Source organism: Pseudoflavonifractor phocaeensis (genome assembly GCF_038439875.1).
Lineage (GTDB): Bacteria > Bacillota > Clostridia > Oscillospirales > Oscillospiraceae > Vermiculatibacterium.
In genome coordinates this window covers 34,925-55,732 of record NZ_JBCDMT010000004.1, presented here as the reverse complement: position 1 = coordinate 55,732, position 20,808 = coordinate 34,925, and the positions used below count along the sequence as shown (strand labels likewise).

Below are 20,808 nucleotides of genomic sequence, written 5' to 3'. Positions count from 1 at the left end.
ACATGAACTTATAGTATACAGGAAAAGGTTTTTTTCGTCAAGAAAAACTCTTCTCCGCTTCCAAAAAAATGCCGGGCGTCCCATAGAGGGCAAAGCCCACGGTGGCCGGGGTGACCACCACGCCCCCCAGGCTGTAGGAGCAGTGGACCACCCAGAGCTCTCCCGCCCCGTCCCGGCCCAGGACCACGCCCACGTGGGACAGGTCGGGGAAAAAGGCCAAGTCGCCGGGGCGGGGACTGTCCGTGGGGGCGCACAGGGCGTACTGGGCCCGTACCCCCTCCCCCACCACCTCGTAGGCCGACGGGTCATGCAGGGCCGTGGCCGCCGCCCAGGCCGTGAGGCCGGAGCAGTCCAAACCGCAGGGCCGCCAGCGGCCGGAGCCGGGGCCGCCCGGGGCCGTCACCTTTTGGGGCCAGCCCCAGGCGTAGTCCCAGCCCAGGACGTGGGATTTCCCGCCCCAGAAATACTTGACCCGGCCCACCAGGCCGCAGGCGGAGCGGACATAGGCCAGCCGGGCCGGGTCGGTCTCCCCCGCCAAAGTCTCCGACAGAAGGGCCTCCACCTCACCGGGCACCCGGAGGCTGCCGTGGGGCAGCAGCATGGGCAGAAGAAGGCCCAGCAGGAGCAAAAGAGCCGCCGCCCGGTACCGGGCGGCGGCTTCGCGTCTTTTATGAGCATACCGCATGTTCATCCCCCCGGCCAGCATACGCGGCGGGGGCGGCGGTCATGCCTGGGTTTTCGCGCTCTGGTGGGCCAGTTTGATACAGGCGGCGATGATACCGAAGAGAAAGAAGTAAACGAACATGTTCCGGGGATAGAACCAGGTGTACTCGGCCACGGAGATGAGGAGGATGCCGCAGAAGCCCGCGATGGATGCGGCCAGCAGGTTCTTCACCCGCTTGTCCGTGGACACCAGGAAGGCCTTGACCCCCGATTTGAGCTGATAGAGAAGGGTCCCCAGGAAGGCCAAGGCCCCAAAGAGGCCGGTCTCCGCCCACACCTGGAGGTAGTTGTTATGGGTGTGGATGGGGAAATTGCCGTCGAACATGGGCGGATAGCCCTTGAAGGTGGCCTTCAGCACGTCGCTGCCCAGGCCCACGCCCCGGAGCCAGTAGTCCTCCATCAGCACGCCGCTGGCCTTGTAGATGGCAAAGCGGTAGCTGGTGGAGCTGTCCTTGGTGTTGCCGATGGTAAGGATACGGTTGTAGATGCTCTGTGGCAGGATGGGGATACAGCACAGCCCCAGGACCACCAGCAGGGGCAGGAGCTTCCAGTTCCAGAAGGCGACGAACACCACCGTGGCCAGGGTGAAGCCCAGCCAGCTGGAGCGGGAAAGAGTGAAGCCCAGGGCCGCCAGACAGACCCCGAAGGAAAAGAGGGCGGCCACCTTTCCCCGCCAGCCCTTGGCATTGAGGAAGAGGGCGTAGAGCAAGGGCATCAGCATAGCCAGCAGCTCGGCAAAGTTGTTGGGGTTGTCAAAGAAAGAGTAGACCCGACCCGGCATCCCGGCGTTCACCGCCATGTCCTGCTGGTTGGGCACCACCTCCACGCCGATAATCCCCTGGTAGCAGCCGTAGAGGGCGGCGATGGTCAGCCCCGCCACCGCCAGCACGGCGATGAGCTGGAGCTGCTCGTACTTCTTCACCGAGCTCACCACCAGCAGAGTCAGGAGGAAGGCGGTGATGTAGAAGCCCACGAACCGCAGGGAGGCTCCGGAGTTGAGCGAGCACAAAAAGGCGTAGCAGACAAAGGCCATGAAGAGGGTCAGATACGGCCCCACCGAGACCATTTCCAGCCGGTGGCTGGGCCGCGCGGCGGCCCCCAGGGCAAAGAGCGCCACCAGGGCCACCGTCCCCATCAGCGCCCACCGGTTGTCCCAGCTGCCGTGGGGCACCATCAGCATCAGGGCCAGGAAGGCGCCGACGAAGAGGAAGGCGGCCCCGCCCAAGGCGGACACCGCCCGGAAGGCAAGGCTCCCGTCCCAGATGTTTTTCCCGATTTTGTAGATCCACCGGCAGATGGCGCAGGGAATGTTCAAAATCACCGTCAGCACCCGGCAGACGACGCTCCCGGGCCAGCTTTTAGAGATGGCCCCCTCCCGCCAGAGGAAGCGGCAGACGGCGCTGTTTCGGACGCTGGCGGCGAAGCCCCGGCAGAAGCCACGCAGGCCGCGGCCCACGGCGCTGTCCTCCCAGGCCCCGGTGAGGGCGGCCCAGAGGGCCATGAAGAACCGGCAGACGAGACTGTTTTGTACCATAACCATAGGTCAATACGCTCCAAACTCAGCCGTTGACGGCCTTTTCATAGACTTGATAGGTGGCGTCGGCCATCTTGTGTATCTCGAACTTCTCCTGGATGGTCCTCCTGGCCCCCTCCCGGCACTGGGCCAGGAAGTCGGGCTCCTCCAGCATCACCTTCATGGCCCCCGCCATGGAGTCGGGGTTGTCGTACTCCACCAGCAGGCCGCAGCCGGCGGCGTCGTTGACGATGTCGTCGTTGCCCCCCATATCGGTGGCGATGACGGGCAGGCCGGCGGCCATGGCCTCGATGATGAGGAAGCTGAGGGCCTCGTGCTGGGAGGAGTTGATGTAAAGGTCAGAGCCTTTATAGAGGTTCTTGATGTCCTGGCGGAAGCCGATGAACCGCACCTGGTCCTCCGTCAAGTCAAGGGCCTTTACCTGCTCCCTGCAGGGCTCCAGCAGGGGGCCGTCCCCCGCCAGTACCAGGGTAAAGGGCACGGCGCACAGCTCGGTGAGGCGCTTGACGGAGTCGATGAGGTATCTGTGGCCCTTGTCGTCGGCGAACCGGGAGGCGCAGAGCATCACGAAGCGGTCCGCCCGGATGCCCAGTTCCTCCCGCATGGTGGACTCGCTCCGCTCCCCCGCCCAGACCTCCGGGTCCACGGCGTTGAAGATGACCTGGATGTGCTCCCCGCTCCAGCCGTTGGCCATGAGCTGGTCCCGCCCCCGGTTGCACACGGCGATCATCTGGTCCTGGCGCTTGTCCAGCAGGCGGTTGGACAGCCGGGTAACGGCGTCGTTGTGCAGGATGAAGTGGTTGGTGTAGACCACCCGGATCTTCTTATTGTAGCTCTTCGCCAGCATGGCGATGTAGTTTTCCCGCAGGTAGTGGCAGTGGATGAGGTCGATGTCCCACTCCTCACACAGCTTGGCCAGCGCCTTGGCGGCCTTCCGGTCGAACCGGCTGGACATGGTAATCTGGCGGGTGGGGACCCCCATGGCCTCCAGCCGCTCCACCAGGAGCCCGCCCTCATTGTAGGCGAAAAACGGCTTCACCCGGCCGTCGGCGGAGAGGTAGGAGACCAGGGTCTCCACATACCGCTCGGTCCCGGCCTTTCCAGCGAAGTTTAAAAGATAGAGTACGTTCATATGGGTTCTCCCTTCCTGTCGAAGAACATAACCACTATTTTGTTATTGTACAGGAAAGAGGCCGGGAAATCAACCCGCTTTTCCGCCGGGGCTCCACACCGCCCCTCGGAAAAAACCGCCGGGTCATTTCTGACCCGGCGGGGCGGTTCCCTCTTACAGCGCGGCCTTCAGGGCGTCCACCATGTCGGTGTGCTCCCAGGGCAGGTCGATGTCGGTGCGGCCAAAGTGGCCGTAGGCGGCGGTCTGCTGGTAGATAGGCCGTCTGAGATCCAGCTTTTCGATGATCTTGGCCGGGCGCAGGTCGAAGCAGCGGCCTACCAGCTCGGAGAGCTTCTCGTCGGAGACGGCGCCGGTGCCGTAGGTGTCCACCAGCACGGAGACGGGGTGGGCCACGCCGATGGCGTAGGCCACCTCGATCTGGCACTTCCGGGCCAGGCCGGCCGCCACGATATTCTTGGCCACGTACCGGGCCATATAGGCGGCGGAGCGGTCCACCTTGGTGGGGTCCTTGCCGGAGAAGCAGCCGCCGCCGTGGGCGGCGGAGCCGCCGTAGGTGTCCACAATGATCTTCCGGCCGGTGAGGCCGGTATCCCCAACGGGGCCGCCCACCACAAACCGGCCGGTGGGGTTGACGTAGAACTTGGTATCCTGATCGATGTATTCCGCCGGAATGACAGGCTTGATGATGGTCTCCACCACAGCTTCCCGCAGGTCTTTCAGGGCGATCTCCGGATCGTGCTGGGTGGAGACCACGATGGCCGGGCACCGGAGGATCTGGCCGTCGTCGCCGTACTCCACAGTGACCTGGCTCTTGCCGTCGGGCCGCAGCCAAGGCAGCTCCCCGGACTTGCGGGCGGCGGCCAGCTTCCGGGAGACCTGGTGGGCCATGGAGATGGGGGCGGGCATCAGCTCGGGGGTCTCGTCGCAGGCGTAGCCGAACATCATGCCCTGATCCCCGGCGCCCACCCGGTCGGCCTCGTCGGTGCCGCCCTGCTGGAGCTCAAAGGACTCGTTGACCCCCATGGCGATGTCGGGGGACTGCTCGTCGATGGCGGTCATGACGGCGCAGGAGCGGTAGTCAAAGCCATAGGAGGGGTCGGTATAGCCGATGCGCTCCACCGTCCGGCGGACGATGGAGGGGATATCGGTATAGTGGCTGGTGGTGATCTCCCCCATCACCACCACCATGCCGGTGGTGGTAAAAGTCTCACAGGCCACGTGGGCGGTGGGGTCGTGGGCGATGATGTCGTCCAGAACAGCGTCGGAGATTTGGTCGCACACCTTGTCGGGGTGCCCCTCGGTAACCGATTCAGAAGTAAAAAGCCGCTTTGCCATTGGTGTTCATCCTTTCTGTTGGGGGAAATAAAAATGCCCTGTCACAACCGACAGAGCACAGGTCTTCCCCGTCCTCATCTTTCGATTGCTTCGCCGGATTTGGCACCTTGCGTCGCCGCAGGTTGCCGGGTTTCATCGGGCCGTTCCCTCCACCGCTCTTGATAAGGCGTTATTCACTTGTCAAAGATATTATACATATGTCGGGTATTCTTGTCAAGCAGGACCGGCGGCACGATGTTCCCGGCGGAAAATGTTCACACTTTATTCCTTTACTTTTACTCATAAAACGGGTACAATTCTTTTCGTATCTTAAACTTAGGAGGTTCTTGCCTTGCGTGCCATTGAAAAACGGCTGGACCAATTTTGCCGGGACCATCCCCGGTTCGGGATCCCCAATTTGATGAACATCCTTGTCATCGGCACTGTCATCGTCTTTCTGCTGGACCGGTTCAGCGGATACCGCGCCTCTTACCTGCTGTCCTTCAGCGCCTCCGCTATCTTCCACGGCCAGATCTGGCGGCTCGTCTCCTTCGTTTTTGTTCCGCTGGGGAGCGATATCCTCACGGTGGCCCTCTCCCTCTATTTTTACTGGTGGATCGGCTCCAGCCTGGAGCGGGAATGGGGCACCGCCCGGTTCAGCCTGTTCTACCTGCTGGGCGTGGTATTCAACATCGTCTTCGGCCTGATCGCCGGATACACCAGCGTGACTTACCTGAATCTGTCCATGTTCTTCGCCTTCGCGGTCCTGTACCCCGATATGCGCGTCCTCCTCTTTTTCTTTATCCCCATCAAGATCAAGTGGCTGGCCCTGGCCGACGCCCTGCTCTTCGTCCTGGCTTTCCTCTCCAGCCTGATCCGCCTGGATATCGTAGGCGCCTTCCTACCTCTGGTATCCATCCTCAACTTCTTCCTCTTCTTCTGGTCGGACATGATGGATGTCCTCCAGTACCGGCGGCAGCGCTATCAGCACCAGCACTCCAAGCAGACCGTAAACTTCAAAAAGGCCACCAAGCAGGCCCAGCAGCAAAAGGGTTATATCCACAAATGCGCCGTCTGCGGCAAGACCGATACCGACTTCCCCGATATGGAGTTTCGCTATTGTTCCAAGTGCAACGGCTACTACTGCTACTGCATGGAGCATATCAACAACCATGTCCATATCGAGTGAAAAAAGGCCCGACGTTGAGCGTCGGGCCTTTTCTTTTCCACGCAAATCCCTGGGATCACAGCGCCGCGCCGTAGCGCATCAGGTGTGCCGAACGCTCCCGTGAGACCAAAAGGCGGCAGAAATAATCCTCCGGCGGAAGGCTCTCACACGTCTCCGTTTCAGAGAACACCAGGAAATTTCCGTGGGGGATCAAAAACAGCCGGCTGTTCCCCGGGTAGCGCATGGTGAGCTGCTGATAGAGCCGCGGGGCGTATACCAGCCCCCGTCCCTCCTTTTCCCGGACCTGGATATCCCCTTCCCCGTCACTCCCAAGGGCGAGGTAAGGGCCGCACAGGTAGACCGACAGCCCCCGCCCCAAGCTGTCGATCACCGCCGGGGAAAAGCGCAGGCAGAAATCCCGCCCCAGCTCCGCGGTCATGGAGGCCGTTGCTCTCAAAGGGGCAAAGCCGTCCAAGTCATGGAGCCGGGCCAGGGCGCGGATATCGGGGGAAACCACGGTACCCCGCTCCAGGAAGCGGTTGTACAGCGTTTTATCCTTCCAGTGCTTCCAGGCAAAGGAGACTACCTCCGGCTTCCGGATGATGCCCTCCTCACCCTCTGTTTCCAGAACCACCTCACCCGCGTTCCGTTTGAGGAAGGCCAAGTGACAGCCTTTGTACAGCGCCTCCGAGCGGTTTTGAAAGGTCTGCCGGATACGCAGATATCCCGGGGCGATCTGGCAGGGAAAGCGGTGGATCCTGGAGAGGTCCAGGCGGCGGAAGGCCTGATGGTCAAATTCCGTCTCCATCCCGTCATCCCCCAGCAGCAGCGCGCCCATTGCGGCGTCATACCAGGCGGAGATGTGCCCCCGGCTTCCGCTTTGAAGGGGGCGCAGGCAGTCGACCAGGACGCGGGAATAGACCACCCGCTTCACCCCCTGGCCGTTCACCGTACTGCTGACCTCCAGCTGGCCGTCCTTTTCGTTGCGCAGCGCCAGCACGCTACCATTTTTCTGCTCGTAGAGCGCCACACGCTTTTCCATGTACCCGGCAACGGAGGCGCTCAGGTACACATAGCTGCCGTCTTTGGAGGGCATCACGTATTCTCTCATCTTTCAACACCGCTCTCCCATTTCTTTTTATTCCCACAGCGGCGGACGCGCTTCCCTCTGTCCGTTCTCCTCCCGGCATGACTAACCGCCTCTTTTTGAGGGCAGAATAGCAGGGTCCAGCAGAAAAATGTGGAGGGGGTCGTAAAGGTAGAACCTTTACGACAGAAAATAGGAACTGCCTTTGCCGCGTATGAGATATATAAGTGTATTATAACGCCTGTGGGGGGAAAAACCAACCCCTTTTTCCCTTTTTCAACAATAGAATGGAGGTTTAAAATGCGATCGATTACGGATACTGAACAGCTTTCCACTCAAATGAGGATAATCATCGATGGGCTTCAGGCCATCATGCCCCTATGGGCGCACCCGGTTTGGAACGAGGGAAAGGAGATGACGCTGGAAGCGCTGCTCTCCCGGTGGCTTCTGCGCTGTGAGCAGGACAAAAACGTAAAGGCCACCACCGTGAGCTGTTACGCCCAAACCGTATACCGTCAGATCATTCCCGGCCTTGGACACTGCTTTGTCAGCGAGGTCACGGATGAAAAGCTGGAGGAATTCCTGGCGGAAAAGCGGGAGACAGGACGGCTGGACGGACGGGGGGGCCTCTCCTCCAAAAGTGTCCTGGGGATCTATCAGATCATTTTGGACGCCGTCCGCTGGGGCGTGCGGGAGGGATTGGTGCCCGCCAACCCTATTCTGGGAAAGGCCAGCCCCAAGGCCAGACTCGCCGATATGCGGGTCCTGACGGAGGATGAACAGATCCGCCTGGAGGATGCGCTCTCGGAAGAGGAGCACGTCCTGGCCGTCGCGGTGTGGCTCTCCCTTTATTTAGGGCCCCGGGTGGGCGAGGTGTGCGCCTGCCAGTGGCGGCACCTGGATTATCACAGACACCGCCTGCACATCTGCGGCACGCTCCAGCGGATGCAGGTTTTGGAAGGCGGCAGGCCGACGGGGAGGACCACCATCCAGATCGGGCCGCCCAAGAGCGCCAAGGGCAACCGCTGGCTCCCCATGCAGGATTTTCTATGGGACATCCTCATGAAGCATCAGGCAAGATTTCCGGCCATGGAAGCCGAACCGGATCAATTCATCCTCCATCAGCCGGGCGGGAAGTTTTTTGAGCCCCGGTCCGTACAGCGCTATTTCGCAAAGGTCTGCCGGAAAGCGGGCGTCGCGGACGCAAATTATCACTGCCTGCGCCACACGTTCGCCACACGGGCGCTGGAGTGCGGGATGGACTATAAGACCCTCAGTGAGCTGTTAGGCCACGCCAACCTGGAAATCACCATGCGGTATGTCCACGCTCTGGATGTGATGAAACAGCGGGAGATCAAAAAATTAAACCGAATTTCCCCTATGTCGAAAAACTTCGAATTGTGATGAACGCTTAAATCATGTGGAGGGGGTCGTAAAGGTTCTACCTTTACGACTTCCGTGTTCACACAAAAACCAGATCGTTCTCATAATTGTCAGGGCTCATTTTTCAATCGGAACCGCGTTCATCTGTCCCTTCATGCTCCACATTCCGGCCCTTGGGTCCCATAAATATAAAATAAGCCCCCTTGGCAACAGGATCGTCTCTTGTTGTCAAGGGGGCTTCTCTTTTGCTGTTGATCCTTTGCCGAAACTATGGCTCAGGGCAATACTTGACTTCGTATCATCAAGCTTTTTCGGAATATAAAAAGAGCGGGGACCACGAACGTGGTCCCCGCTCCGAGGATGAACTTTATTCCTTCTCAAAAACGTCCTTGCCCATACCGCACACGGGGCACTCCCAGCTCTCGGGAACAGCCTCCCAGGGGGTGCCGGGGGCAATGCCGTGCTCGGGATCACCCACAGCAGGGTCATAGACGTAACCGCAGGGGCAGACATACTTATCCATGGTACGCTTCTCCTTTGCCCTGGCGGATCAGCCGAAGTAACGGTTCAGCAGGCCCTCGAAAGCCTTGCCGTGGCGGGCCTCGTCCCGGGCCATCTCGTGGACGGTGTCGTGGATGGCATCCAGGTCCAGAGCCTTGGCGCGCTTGGCCAGGTCCACCTTGCCGGCAGTGGCGCCGTTCTCGGCATCCACACGCAGCTCAAGGTTCTTCTTAGTGGAGTCGGTGACCACCTCGCCCAGCAGCTCGGCGAACTTGGCGGCGTGCTCGGCCTCCTCGTAAGCGGCCTTCTCGTAGTACATGCCGATCTCGGGATAGCCCTCACGATGGGCCACACGGGCCATAGCCAGGTACATACCGACCTCGGAGCACTCGCCCTCGAAATTCATGCGCAGATCCTTGATGATATCCTCGGGAGCGCCTTTGGCCACACCCACCACGTGCTCGGCGGCCCAGACCTTGTCGCCGCCCTGGAGCACGAACTTATCCTTGGGGGCCTTGCAGATGGGGCAGAAATCAGGGGCCTCGGGACCCTCGTAAACGTAACCACAAACAGAACAAACCCACTTTTTCATCTTAAAATTACCTCCTACAAAATAATTGATGTAAATCACGATTTGCTTTTCTTAAACAGTAATAATTCCTGTTTCTGATATGAGAATACCATAGTGGTCACGTTCTGTCAAGTATTTTTTTCATTTTTTTAGAAAATATTTTCCAATCCCCGCGCCATGAAAAAGCGCCGTCCGGCCCGCTGGGCTGACGGCGCTTCCCCTGTTATTCCACAGTGACGGACTTTGCCAGATTGCGGGGCTTGTCGATGTCGCAGCCCCGCTGAAGGGCCACGTAGTAGGCGAACAGCTGGAGCGGGACCACATCTAAGCTGGGCAGGAGCATGGGGTGGGTGTCGGGAACGGTGATGGTGTGGTCCACCGTCTTGGCCATCTCGGCCCCCTTGGCGTCGGTGGCCAGGCCCAGCACGTCGGCCCCCCGGCTTTTGACTTCCACCACGTTGCTCATGAGCTTTTCAAAGAGTGGCTGGTAGCTGGCCAGGGCCACCACCAGGGTGCCGGGCTCGATAAGGGAGATGGTGCCGTGCTTCAGCTCCCCGGCGGCATAGGCCTCGGAGTGGATATAGGAGATCTCCTTCAGCTTCAGGGAGCCCTCCATGCCGATGGCGTAATCGATGTTCCGGCCGATGAAAAAAATGGAGGGGTGATTAAAATAGATAGAGGCATAATATTGGATGGCCTGCCGCCGCTCCAAAATGGACTCCAGCTTGGTGGGGATGAGCAGCAGCTCCGAAATAATGGCGTCGTACTCTTTCTTCTCGATGGTGCCCATCAGATCAGCGAAATAGAGGCCGATGAGGTAGGTCACCGCCAGCTGGGTGGAATAAGCCTTTGTGGTGGCCACGGCGATCTCCGGCCCGGCCCAGGTGTAGATAACGTCGTCGGACTCCCGGGCGATGGTGGAGCCCACCACATTGACGACGGAGAGCACCCGGGCCCCCAGCCGCTTGGCCTCCCGCATAGCCGCCAGGGTGTCGATGGTCTCGCCCGACTGGCTGATGACAAGGGCAAGGGTCTTTTCCGTCACGATGGGGTCGCAATAGCGGAACTCCGAGGCCAGGGCCACCTCCACCGGCTTGCGCAGCAGCTTTTCCAGGTTGTACTTGGCGGCCATGCCCACGTGGTAGGAGGAGCCGCAGGCGATGATGTAGAGTTTGTCCAGATTTTTCAGATATCCGGCGTCGAAGCACAGGTCGTCCAGCACCACCCGGCCCTCTTTGATCCGGGGGAAAACGGTCTTGCGGAAGGCCTCGGGCTGCTCCATGATCTCCTTGGCCATGAAATGCTCATAGCCGCCCTTCTCGGCGGCGGAGATCTCCCAGTCCACGTGGTGGCGCTCCTTCTCCACCGGCTGGAGATAGGCGTCGTAGACCTGCGCGCCCTCCTGGGTGAGCACCGCCACCTCCCCGTCGTCCAGGTAGCTCACCTCCCGGGTGTACTTGATGACGGCGGTGACGTCGCTGGCCAAAAGCTGGAAGCCGTCCCCGTGGCCCAGGATGAGGGGGCTGTCCTTGCGGACGGCCACCAGCTTGTCCGGGCAGTCGGCGCAGACGATGCCGAAGGCGTAGGCCCCGTTGATGCGGTGGAGCACCTTGCTCACGGCGTTCAGAATATCCCCGTCGTAGTAGTACTCCAACAGCTGGGCCACCACCTCGGTGTCGGTCTGGGAGACGAATGTGACCCCCTTATGCTGTAAAAACTCCTTGATTTCCACGTAGTTTTCAATGATGCCGTTGTGGACCACGGCGAACCGGCCGTTTTCCGACACCTGGGGGTGGGAGTTCACGTCGGAGGGCTCCCCGTGGGTGGCCCAGCGGGTGTGCCCCAGGCCCACCGTGCCGTGGACGGTGGCGCCGTCCTGGGTCAGGTCGGACAGCACCTTCAGCCGCCCCTTGGCCTTCACTACCTGCAGCCCCAGCTTCCCGTCATAGATGGCCAGGCCCGCCGAATCATAACCGCGGTACTCCAGGCGGGACAAGCCGTCCAACAGGATGGGCGCCGCCTCTTCTTTCCCGATAAAACCAACGATGCCGCACATAGGCGATCCTCCAGTCTGTAAATTGCGCTCCTTTGCGTTTGACGAGGTATTATACCACCACAGGCCCGTCAGGCGCAATATTTCTCCCTCATTTTATCGCCGGCGGCGGGCTGACAGGGCGGGGGCGTCGGCCTCCACCAGAATGATATCCTCCCCAAACCGGCGCACCGCCGACCAGGGAAACACCCGCTCGGCCTCCCGGCCCAGCAGGCCGAAAAAGCGCAGCCGGCCCGGCACCACCAGGGTGCGGACCTGGCCAGTCTCCAGGTCCACCTCCACATCTCCCACATAGCCGTAGCGGGTGCCGTCGGTGACGTTGATGACCTCTTTATAGCGCAGTTCGCCAATGCGGCTGTCCATATCGCGCGCCTCCCCTCACCCAAAGATATGGAGGCCGGGCGTTGTCCCATACCTGAAATCTGAGAAAGAAGGCGAGGCTATGTCCCGTCAGCGCGTCCGCCGCCTCTGCCGGCGGGTCATCCTTCTCTTCCTGGCCGCCGCCTTCACCGTGGCCCTGCTCCAGCTTTGGGCCCACCGCACCCCCTCCTTTTTCCCAGACTACCCCCGTGAGGATCTGTCCGCGGTTTTGGCAAAGGCCACCCTCTCCCCCGCCGACTACGCCCTGCTCCTGGCCCAGACCGGTCTGGGGAAGCCCGCCGTGGACCTGCTGCGGGCCACTGACCCCGCCGCCATCCCCGCCCGGCAGGAGGCCTTTTTCACCCCCAGGAAGGTGGACTGCATGGTGCTCTTTCCCCCCTTCATCCGGGAGGACCATATGAAGGACCCGGAGACCGGCACCCCCTTCTTCGGCCCCCTCCCCGCCGCCCTGCGGGAGGGGGACCTCCTCCTCACTCTGGACACCCACGCCCTGGGCTGGCGGCACGGCCACGCCGGCATCGTGGTAGACGCCCGGGAGGGGATCGTCCTGGAGGCGGTGGGGGTGGGCACCACCGCCATCCTCCGCCCCCTGGACCACTGGCGGGAGTACCGCAGCTATATGGTTTTTCGCTATTCCGGCAGCGGGGAGCTGGCCGGGAACGCGGCGGAGTACGCCAGGGACCGTCTGGCCGGGCGGCCCTATACCCTCTTTTCCGGGCTGCGGGGGGACAAATTCGCCCCTCTGGAGGAGGTCGGCGCCCAGTGCGCCTACCTGGTCTGGTACGCCTACATGGCCCAGGGGGTGGATCTGGACAGCGACGGTGGACGGCTGGTAACGGTGTACGACCTGGCCCGCTCGTCCCAGCTGGAGCTGGTGGAGCTCTACGGCACCGATCCGGAAGCGTGGTCATAGGATAGGGCAAAAAAGGAGGTATCCCCATGCCCATCATCTATCTCTCCCCTTCCACTCAGGAAAACAACCTCTACGTCAACGGCGGCACCGAAGAGGAGTGGATGAACCGCCTGGCCGACGCCATGGAACCCTATCTCACGGCCTCCGGCATCCGGTACGTCCGCAACTCCCCCGACATGACCGCCGCCTCATCCATCCGCCAGTCCAACCAGGGCCGGTACGACCTGCACCTAGCCCTCCACTCCAATGCCGCCCCCGAGGGGCTTTACGGCCAACGGCGGGGCATCATCGTCTTTTACTACCCCGGCAGCAGTCAGGGCCAGGTAGCCGCCGAGCTGGTAGCCAACGGCCTCAAGGACATCTATCCCCTTCCCAACCGGGTGCGGGCGGAGCCCACCACCACCATCGGCGAGGTGCGCCAGCCCCGGGCCCCGTCGGTCTTTATTGAACTGGGCTATCACGACAACCGGGACGACGCCATCTGGATCAAAAGCAATCTGGACGCCATCGCCCGGAACATCGTCCTCTCCCTCACCGAATATTTCGGCGTTCCCTTCCTCTCTCCGCGGCCCTATCAGAACGCGGTAGTGGATGTGAACTGGGGCTCTTTGAACATCCGGGACAAACCGGACCCGGCCTCCTATGTGATCACCCGGGCCCCGGACGGCGCAAGGCTCACCGTCATCAACCGCTATCAGGGCTGGTACGTGGTCCGCTACGACGGGGTCGTGGGCTGGGCCAACTCCAACTTCGTCACGCTGGTGTAAGGCCATGGTCATCCATGTGGTACAGCCGGGAGACACCCTCTACTCCATCGCTCTGGATTATGACGTCCCCATGTCCCAGATCGTCCTGGACAACGGCCTGGAGGCCCCCGAGCGGCTGGTGACGGGGCAGGCGCTGGTCATCCGCTTCCCCGAGACGACCCACACCGTCCTCGCCGGGGAGAACCTCACCTCCATTGCCCGGGAATATGGCGTAAGCCTGCGGACCCTCTATCAGAACAACCCCGCCCTGGGGGGCGAGCCCTCGGTGTGGCCGGGGCAGACCCTAGTCATCTCTTACCGGGAGGAGCCGGGGCCGCCCATCTCGGTGAACGGCTACGCATACCCCTTCATCAGCAAGTCCCTCCTCCAGGCAACCCTCCCCTATCTCACCTTCCTCACCCCCTTCACCTATGGCTTTAACGAGGAAGGCTCCCTGGTGGACCTGGACGACGAGACCCTCCTGGCCATGGCCAAATCCGCCGGAGTGGCCCCTCTGATGCACCTGTCCACCCTGACGGAGGGCGGCGGCTTTTCCAACGAGCTGGCCCATCTGGCCCTGACGGATCTCAGCGTCCGGGCCAGGCTCATGGACAACATCTCGGTGACGCTGATGGAAAAGGGCTACCGGGGGCTGGACGTTGATTTTGAGTATGTCTACCCCGAGGACGCCCAGGCCTACGCCGACTTCCTAGGCGCCCTGACCCGGCGGCTCAACCCGCGGGGCTACCCCGTCATCGCCGCCCTGGCCCCCAAAACCTCCGCCACCCAGCAGGGCACCCTTTACGAGGGCCATAATTTCGCCGCCATCGGTGCCGCCGTCAATGAGGTGCTGCTCATGACATATGAGTGGGGTTATACCTACGGCCCGCCCATGGCTGTGGCCCCCCTGCCCAACGTGCGGCAGGTGGTGGAGTACGCCCTCACGGAGATCCCGGCGGAAAAGATTTGGCTGGGGATGCCCAACTACGGCTACGACTGGCCTCTCCCCTTCGTCAAGGGGCAGACCAAGGCCACCTCCATTTCCAGCCAGCAGGCCGTGGCCCTGGCCCGGCGGTATGGGGCGGAAATCCAATACGACGAGACGGCCCAGTCTCCCTGGTTCCGCTATACCGACGGGTCCGGTGTCCTTCACGAGGTCTGGTTCGAGGACGCCAGGAGCGTTCAGGCCAAGCTGGCCCTCATCCCGGAGTACGGCCTCCTCGGGGCGGGCTACTGGAACCTGATGCGCCCCTTCCCCCAAAACTGGCGGGTGCTGTCCACCCTCTATCAGCTCCGGGAGAGCCAGTCCTGAAACGTTCATAAATTATTCATGAGAAGTTCCAAAACTGTACATCACTTTTTTCAGGGGTATGGTAATCTATACTCGTCAGGACAGACAGGCTAAGATAAATGCCAAAAACCTCCTCTCTCTTTTCCTTTCTCTCTCAAAAACGCTGTCCCCCGTGGGCTGGCAGACGCCGCCCACGGGGGAACAGACCAAAATCTCCGCGCCACACGGCGCGTTTTGATTCGGGACGGTCAACGCCGTCCCCCTTTTTTATTTTGGGGTAAAAATGGTCTCCGCCCCGAAAATGAGAAACGGCCTGGAATCGCTTAGAAAGCTCCCCGCCCTACACAGGGAGCCTTCGTGCAATTCCAGACCGTTTTGAGTTGACGCAATAGGTGATTTTAGATAGTTCCGTTTGGTTTTATTGCAGTTCGTTTTCTGCCCCCTAAACAAAGCCAAAACTACTCTTTGCTCATGCTGCCAATTTCCAGCAGATTCCCCTCCGGGTCAGCGACATAAAAATTTCGGATGCCAAAATCATAGGTGACGGGGCCTCCCGTAGGAAACTGCACCTCCAACTTCCTCAACCGCTCATATTCTACATCCACATCAGCAAAGCGGGGTAGCCAGAAAGCAATTTCAAACGTCTGATTGATGCCCTTTGGCGGAACATAATCCTCCTTTATTGCCTTGGCAAATTGTTTCCGGCTATATAACCAAAAAGACGCTTCACCGCTTGCCGTCTCAAACTCCGCAAAATCTCCGCCATCCCACCGGGTATGCAAGCCTAATGTGTCCCTATAGAATCGAACCATACTATCCATATCGTCAGCCAGTATGCACGCGCCTACCCTTGCGTCACGTCCATTCAATGTCATCTGCCTCCTTTCTTTTATCATATTATAATTATTATAAAGAACAAAGATGGATGATGCAAGCTACGTTTTACTGCATAAAAGTCGAAAGCAACCACTCCATATGAGGTGGCTGCTTTCGACAAAGTTCTTGACACAACTGCGCAAAAACGATATTTCTTTAAAAGTCTTGAGCCTCAATGAATAGCGATTTTGCGTAAATTATATCACACATTATATGGATAATGTGAAGCTCAGCAACCTTAAAGGTAGTGCATCGTTATTGGGGACATTTGTAGGGATTAAATGTGTGGTTTTAGCTGTTTGCCTCAATCAATTGATTGAGGCTTTTGATAAAGGCTACGGTATGCATTTTTGAAATAGGTTTATTTTCTTCGTCTAATTTTTTAAGCTGTTGAGTCAACATTTCTTTCAGCTCACAAAAGCCACTTAAACTTTCAGGTGCTTTTATGTCGCTTGACATCACATTTTCCGTCCAAAATTGTTTAAATGTACGCCAGAAATAACTTTTCCCATAATTATTCTCTTGGGAAAAAGCTGTTGCTGTGGAAATGGCCATTTCCTTGTCGAACATGTCAAATCTTTTGTTTTGAATAAATTGGAATGCAGAAGCTCCATACTCACTCATTTTGTCTATATATAGCATCCTGTTCTTATAAAACAAAAACTCATTGCCAAATGCAAAATCCGAAATAAGTGTATATGCCTCCCATTCTTCGGACGTGAAGTATGGTTTTTGTTCGTCGCTAATATAACTACGCAGTATTTGACCCTCGGGCAGCTCAGCTTTAAGTTTATTTTTCTGTATAGAAATTCCTTGCTTAATTTTGTTCCAATCTATTGGAATAGGATATGTGTATTCAAAACTCCTTGCCCAACAAGAATTCTCAATCAAAAGTACATATTCATCAAGGCTTAATGTTCCTTTGTATGCCAATTCAAGAAAATCCTCAAAGCCAGCGCATACTACTTCCTCATCAATATCCGTAATACGATAAGTCTTTATCATATCAATTGGAGTGGCTGCTTTTTCTCGTTCTTTTATAAATTCTATCTCATGTAAGATAGCCTCGTCATCCCAAATGCCGTGAAGTATCCAACTTTTCACGCCATTAAATATATATTTCCCGTGAAATGCCGGATACAGCCTTTTGACCTCTTCGTCAGTAAAAAGTGTACCATAAGCGCCCTCTTTAGCAATATCAGCTTTATATGCGATTACATATGACACAAAGCTATAGAGCCAGTTACTCAAATTTGGAAAATTGTTTGACTGCAAAACTGCATAAACACGATAGAAATCATTTATTGCACATTTTAGACTTCTAATATTGTGTGGTCTAGATAGATTGCCTTGTGAATTATTTTCATTGGGACTGGGTATTTTTCTGTCTGGTGCAAACAGCTCCAAAAGGGGGGCCTCACAAGAGACTACAAATTCTCTATAATCCTGAGTCGGATATTTCATCTTGTGGATTACAGTGTGGACAATGGCATCATAATTAGGAATATAATGCACTGTTCTTTGTATAATCTTTTCTTTAATTTCAGTGTATGGAATGCTTAAATTATCCGACTTATTCAAACCTTGCACATTAAAATGGATTTTTTTATTACACTGCTCAATTCTGGCATTTTGTGTAGGAGACGATTGCATATCTACAGCTATTTTTATAGCTTCTTCTTTAGGGTAAAGCTTTTCTTGATTCGCAACAATAATCGTATGGTACTTTTGGTTTTCACAATACTCATTTATAACCCCCAACACATCCACAATATTCATTCTGCATCTTTCTAAATCGTCAAAAACAAGTATCACCTTTTTGTTATCCAGTGTGTTTCCGATTGGTAGAAAAATGCTAACATCTGTGGAAGCGATTCCCTTAGCCCATTGAGGAAGAAAATCCAACTTGGAAACGATTTTTTTGCCCGAACAAATTTTGCTTGTAATGCTTTCTACCCCTTTAATCTTACAGTACGCCTCCATCCATGCACTTTTAACAGCAGAATGTATTTCATCAGGAGATGAAACGCTAAACAACGATATTCTAAGAACAATAGCTTCATCAGAAATCGCATCTTTGAACTCATTTTCTATGAGATGCGTCTTTCCACAACCCCATTCGCCCGTTAAAAGTAAAGCTCCCACTGGTTCGATTTCACGGCTGTAATATAGCAATTCGTCAATTGTATCCATATCACTTCAATCTTCCTTTCGGGTTGTGTCAATTCTTTTTATCCAATGGTAATATGTTTTGTCATCGGAGTGTCCACATACTCGAAACCAGGTTTTAATTATTTCAAAACTCAGAATCTTACTGAGCAGCGCATTATTCACATAATATACTCCAACACAAAAGCCGCACAGGTATCCTGTACGGCTTTTCCTTCTATGCGTATTGATAAAAGAACGATATCTCTTTGCCGTTGTCTAATTATACCAGACACTATCGGCATTTACAATATTTTATCATATAATATGCCAGCAAGAACTTGCATACCTGCTCACCTCCCAGTACAATTTTGACAAAGGTAGAGAGGAGGCTTGATCATATCATGGTCAGCACAGAAGAAAAGTCAATGTTGGTAAGTAGATACCAAGCTGGCGAGTCTGTTGCAGAGATTTGTGTATCGTCAGGAGTCCCACGAAGCACTTTTTATACTTGGATCAAACCATATACAGTGACTGCCACGGCATCAGGCTATGAGGTCAGTCAGCAGGAGTTCATTAAGATGAAGCAAAGGCTCCAGAAGCTGGAGCAGAAACTTGAAATCCTGCAAAAGGTTGATTGCACTGCATCCGCCCCTTTGCAGGATAAGCTGAATGAACTTACCAAGTTATACGGCCAATACAGCGTCCATGCCTTATGCGAAGCTTTGTGCGTTTCTCGCGGTACTTTCTATAACCACATCTTCCGCCGAAAGGACGTCACTGCCTATGACAAGCGCCGGGCGGAAATGAAGGAACATATCCAGAAAGCCTTTGATGAAAGCCACCAGCGATTTGGCGCCAACAAAATAGCTGTCGTACTGGCAGAGCGGGGTGTCCGCACCTCTCCCAAATATGTGGCAGAGCTGATGCGGGAAATGGGGCTGCAGAGTGTTACCCTATACTCTAAGCGGGATTATCAAAAGAGCGTGAGGATGGAGAAAAAGCAAAACATCCTGCAGCGGCAATTTCAAGTATCTGAGCCAAACCGTGTCTGGGTCAGCGATGTGACCTGCTTCAAAATCAACGAGAAGTACATATACGTCTGCGTCATACTGGATCTCTTCTCCCGGAAAGTAATTGCACATGGAGTATCGCCTAAGAATAGTACCTACTTGATTACATCCACTTTTAAGCGTGCCATTCAAAGCAGAGACGCCACGCAAGGGGTGACTTTTCACAGCGACCAAGGCGCTCAGTATACTTCTAAAGCATTTTGTAAATTGTTGCGCATGAACAAGGTTGTCCAGTCCTTTTCCAAATCAGGCAGGCCTCATGACAACGCTGTTGCGGAATCATTTTTTGCCTCGATGAAGCGGGAAGAGATTTACCGTACTCAGTACAGGTCGGAGCGGCAATTCCATGAGAGCATTGACAATTATATTGACTTCTATAATACTCAGAGACCGCACAGCACACTGGCGTACAAGACGCCGGAGAAGTTTGAAGCACTGTATGAAGCCAAGAAAAGCAAGATAGGATAAAGATAGACGCAGGGTTCAAAACCGAGTCATTTCTCTTTTCCGACTCCCAATTTTATGTTTTTAATAATCAAGCGATCACAAACCAAAGAAAATGTAAAAGGCCAAAAAGTCTTATAGAATCAGGCCTTCTGGCAAAAAAACAAGGTCCTAAGCATTGGACAGTCTAAGAAAACTGTTCAATACTTAGGGCCTCATTCATTTGGCGGAGCGGGTGGGATTCGAACCCACGTGAGGTTGCCCTCAAACTGATTTCGAATCAGCCCCGTTATGACCACTTCGATACCGCTCCATCTTCTGTTTTGAACGCTTTAAGTAGGATACCTTATTTTCATCTGCTTGTCAATATTGCGCCGGGGACTGATTTGGGATATAATCTCCCTATTCTTTCAAATGGAACGGAGGTCCCCGCCATGATGCCCAGCATCCTCCTCTCCCCCTCCAAAGGCGGCTGCTCCAACTATGAAAACGCCGTGCTCGCCGCGGGGGGCCGCCCCCTCGCCCGGTACTGCCCCGCCGAGACGGACTGGGACTGCGGCGGTCTGCTGCTCTGCGGCGGCGATGACATCGACCCCGCCCGGTTCGGCCAGGAAAACCAAGGCTCCACGGGGATCGACCCGGAGCGGGACGAGGCGGAATTTGCGGCGGTCCGGGCCTTTCTGGCGGCCGGAAAACCCATTTTGGCCATCTGCCGGGGACACCAGATCCTAAACGTGGCTCTGGGCGGCAGCCTCAGGCAGGACATCTCCCCCGCCCAACGGCTGTTCCACGCCCATGATCCCGCGGAGAAAAAGGACCGCGTCCACCCCCTCCGCGCCGCGGAGGGTTCCCTTCTTCATCGGTTTTACGGCCCCGTCTTTCCCGTCAACAGCTCCCACCATCAGGCGTTGGACCAGCTGGGGGAGGGACTGCTCCCCACCGCCTGGAGCGAGAGCGAATTGATTGAGGCCGTGGAACTGCCCGGCCGGGACGTATTGGGGGTCCAGTTCCATCCGGAGCGAATGACCGGCGCCCTGAGCCGCCCGGACACCATAGACGGCCAGGCCATTTTCTCCTGGTTCCTGGCCCGCTGCCGGGAGGCCGCCCATGGGTGAGCTTCGGGAGGTCAATCTGGAGCTGGGAATGCCCACGGCGGACGCCGCCGTCCGGCGGCTGACCTATGAGCTCAATCACAGCAGAGTCACTGGGGCGGCGGTGCTGAAGATCATCCACGGCTACGGCTCCACCGGGGCCGGGGGCCGCATCCGGGTGGAGGCCCGGAGCTATCTGGAACGGCTGAAAAAGCGGGGCGAGATCGCCGGCTTTATCCCCGGGGAGCGCTTCTCCATATTTGACGCCGAGACCCTCGCCGCCTTCCGGCTGTGCGGCGACCTGCGCCGGGACCGGGACTTGGAACGGCACAACAATGGCGTCACATTTATTATTTTAAAAGGAAAAGGAGTTTAGAAG

General features: G+C 57.0%; 19 protein-coding genes, 1 tRNA gene and 1 riboswitch. Of the genes, 8 read left to right on the top strand and 12 right to left on the bottom strand.

The window, feature by feature from the left end; translation table 11 throughout:
• Positions 1–37: 37 nt before the first annotated feature.
• From AAEU42_RS07485 to metK, 4 genes are all read right to left on the bottom strand, one after another.
• A complete protein-coding gene (locus tag AAEU42_RS07485) occupies positions 38–685 on the bottom strand; it encodes an NlpC/P60 family protein (RefSeq protein ID WP_342232918.1) in 648 nt (215 codons plus the stop codon).
• A 39-nt stretch (positions 686–724) separates the two neighbouring features.
• Positions 725–2,257: an O-antigen ligase family protein gene (locus AAEU42_RS07480; protein ID WP_342232917.1), complete on the bottom strand. Its 1,533-nt coding sequence runs from the start codon at positions 2,255–2,257 to the stop codon at positions 725–727.
• 25 nt (positions 2,258–2,282) lie between these two features.
• The gene (locus AAEU42_RS07475) at positions 2,283–3,389 is read right to left on the bottom strand and encodes a glycosyltransferase family 4 protein (protein ID WP_342232916.1); all 1,107 of its coding nucleotides are present in this window, start codon (positions 3,387–3,389) and stop codon (positions 2,283–2,285) included.
• A gap of 153 nt (positions 3,390–3,542) precedes the next feature.
• Positions 3,543–4,724, bottom strand: a complete 1,182-nt coding sequence (metK, locus tag AAEU42_RS07470) for a methionine adenosyltransferase (RefSeq protein WP_342232915.1) — start codon at positions 4,722–4,724, stop codon at positions 3,543–3,545.
• 71 nt (positions 4,725–4,795) lie between these two features.
• Positions 4,796–4,892: riboswitch (SAM riboswitch) on the bottom strand.
• 163 nt (positions 4,893–5,055) lie between these two features.
• Here metK and AAEU42_RS07465 point away from each other — a divergent pair.
• Positions 5,056–5,892, top strand: coding sequence for a rhomboid family intramembrane serine protease (locus AAEU42_RS07465; protein ID WP_342232914.1), 837 nt, complete (start codon positions 5,056–5,058; stop codon positions 5,890–5,892).
• Positions 5,893–5,947: 55 nt separating this feature from the next.
• Here AAEU42_RS07465 and AAEU42_RS07460 read toward each other — a convergent pair whose 3' ends face one another.
• On the bottom strand, positions 5,948–6,982 hold the full coding sequence (locus AAEU42_RS07460) for a hypothetical protein (RefSeq protein WP_342232913.1): 1,035 nt from the start codon (positions 6,980–6,982) through the stop codon (positions 5,948–5,950).
• A gap of 315 nt (positions 6,983–7,297) precedes the next feature.
• Here AAEU42_RS07460 and AAEU42_RS07455 point away from each other — a divergent pair, with 315 nt between their 5' ends.
• Entirely contained in the window at positions 7,298–8,362 is a 1,065-nt protein-coding gene (locus AAEU42_RS07455; RefSeq protein ID WP_342232912.1) for a site-specific integrase, read from the top strand.
• Between the two features lie 346 nt (positions 8,363–8,708).
• On the opposite strand, the gene AAEU42_RS07450 is transcribed toward AAEU42_RS07455, so the two are convergent.
• From AAEU42_RS07450 to AAEU42_RS07435, 4 genes are all read right to left on the bottom strand, one after another.
• Positions 8,709–8,864: a rubredoxin gene (locus AAEU42_RS07450; RefSeq protein ID WP_342232911.1), complete on the bottom strand. Its 156-nt coding sequence runs from the start codon at positions 8,862–8,864 to the stop codon at positions 8,709–8,711.
• 27 nt (positions 8,865–8,891) lie between these two features.
• The gene (locus AAEU42_RS07445) at positions 8,892–9,434 is read right to left on the bottom strand and encodes an NADH peroxidase (protein ID WP_342232910.1); all 543 of its coding nucleotides are present in this window, start codon (positions 9,432–9,434) and stop codon (positions 8,892–8,894) included.
• 202 nt (positions 9,435–9,636) lie between these two features.
• Positions 9,637–11,469: a glutamine--fructose-6-phosphate transaminase (isomerizing) gene (glmS, locus tag AAEU42_RS07440; RefSeq protein WP_342232909.1), complete on the bottom strand. Its 1,833-nt coding sequence runs from the start codon at positions 11,467–11,469 to the stop codon at positions 9,637–9,639.
• A gap of 93 nt (positions 11,470–11,562) precedes the next feature.
• On the bottom strand, positions 11,563–11,829 hold the full coding sequence (locus AAEU42_RS07435) for a YlmC/YmxH family sporulation protein (RefSeq protein WP_342232908.1): 267 nt from the start codon (positions 11,827–11,829) through the stop codon (positions 11,563–11,565).
• Positions 11,830–11,908: 79 nt separating this feature from the next.
• Between AAEU42_RS07435 and AAEU42_RS07430 the strand changes: the two genes are divergently transcribed.
• Genes AAEU42_RS07430 through AAEU42_RS07420 form a run of 3 tightly spaced genes read left to right on the top strand, consistent with a single transcriptional unit; the run spans position 11,909 to position 14,818 of the window.
• Complete coding sequence (locus AAEU42_RS07430; protein ID WP_342232907.1) at positions 11,909–12,760, top strand: hypothetical protein; 852 nt, start codon at positions 11,909–11,911, stop codon at positions 12,758–12,760.
• A 26-nt stretch (positions 12,761–12,786) separates the two neighbouring features.
• Positions 12,787–13,527 (top strand): N-acetylmuramoyl-L-alanine amidase, encoded by a 741-nt coding sequence (locus tag AAEU42_RS07425; protein ID WP_342232906.1) that lies wholly within the window; start codon positions 12,787–12,789, stop codon positions 13,525–13,527.
• A gap of 4 nt (positions 13,528–13,531) precedes the next feature.
• Positions 13,532–14,818, top strand: coding sequence for a glycosyl hydrolase family 18 protein (locus AAEU42_RS07420; RefSeq protein ID WP_342232905.1), 1,287 nt, complete (start codon positions 13,532–13,534; stop codon positions 14,816–14,818).
• 437 nt (positions 14,819–15,255) lie between these two features.
• On the opposite strand, the gene AAEU42_RS07415 is transcribed toward AAEU42_RS07420, so the two are convergent.
• Positions 15,256–15,666 (bottom strand): VOC family protein, encoded by a 411-nt coding sequence (locus tag AAEU42_RS07415; protein ID WP_342232904.1) that lies wholly within the window; start codon positions 15,664–15,666, stop codon positions 15,256–15,258.
• A gap of 298 nt (positions 15,667–15,964) precedes the next feature.
• The gene (locus AAEU42_RS07410) at positions 15,965–17,866 is read right to left on the bottom strand and encodes a P-loop NTPase fold protein (protein ID WP_342232903.1); all 1,902 of its coding nucleotides are present in this window, start codon (positions 17,864–17,866) and stop codon (positions 15,965–15,967) included.
• Positions 17,867–18,225: 359 nt separating this feature from the next.
• Between AAEU42_RS07410 and AAEU42_RS07405 the strand changes: the two genes are divergently transcribed.
• Positions 18,226–19,362, top strand: coding sequence for an IS3 family transposase (locus tag AAEU42_RS07405; protein ID WP_342232902.1), 1,137 nt, complete (start codon positions 18,226–18,228; stop codon positions 19,360–19,362).
• A gap of 200 nt (positions 19,363–19,562) precedes the next feature.
• Here the strand turns inward: AAEU42_RS07405 and AAEU42_RS07400 are convergent.
• Positions 19,563–19,651: transfer RNA gene (locus tag AAEU42_RS07400), tRNA-Ser, on the bottom strand.
• Positions 19,652–19,772: 121 nt separating this feature from the next.
• Here AAEU42_RS07400 and AAEU42_RS07395 point away from each other — a divergent pair.
• Together AAEU42_RS07395 and AAEU42_RS07390 are read left to right on the top strand one after the other, a co-directional pair.
• Positions 19,773–20,453: a gamma-glutamyl-gamma-aminobutyrate hydrolase family protein gene (locus AAEU42_RS07395; protein WP_342232901.1), complete on the top strand. Its 681-nt coding sequence runs from the start codon at positions 19,773–19,775 to the stop codon at positions 20,451–20,453.
• Entirely contained in the window at positions 20,446–20,805 is a 360-nt protein-coding gene (locus AAEU42_RS07390) for a hypothetical protein (RefSeq protein ID WP_342232900.1), read from the top strand. The genes AAEU42_RS07395 and AAEU42_RS07390 overlap by 8 nt, the downstream gene beginning before the upstream one ends.
• Positions 20,806–20,808: the final 3 nt, after the last annotated feature.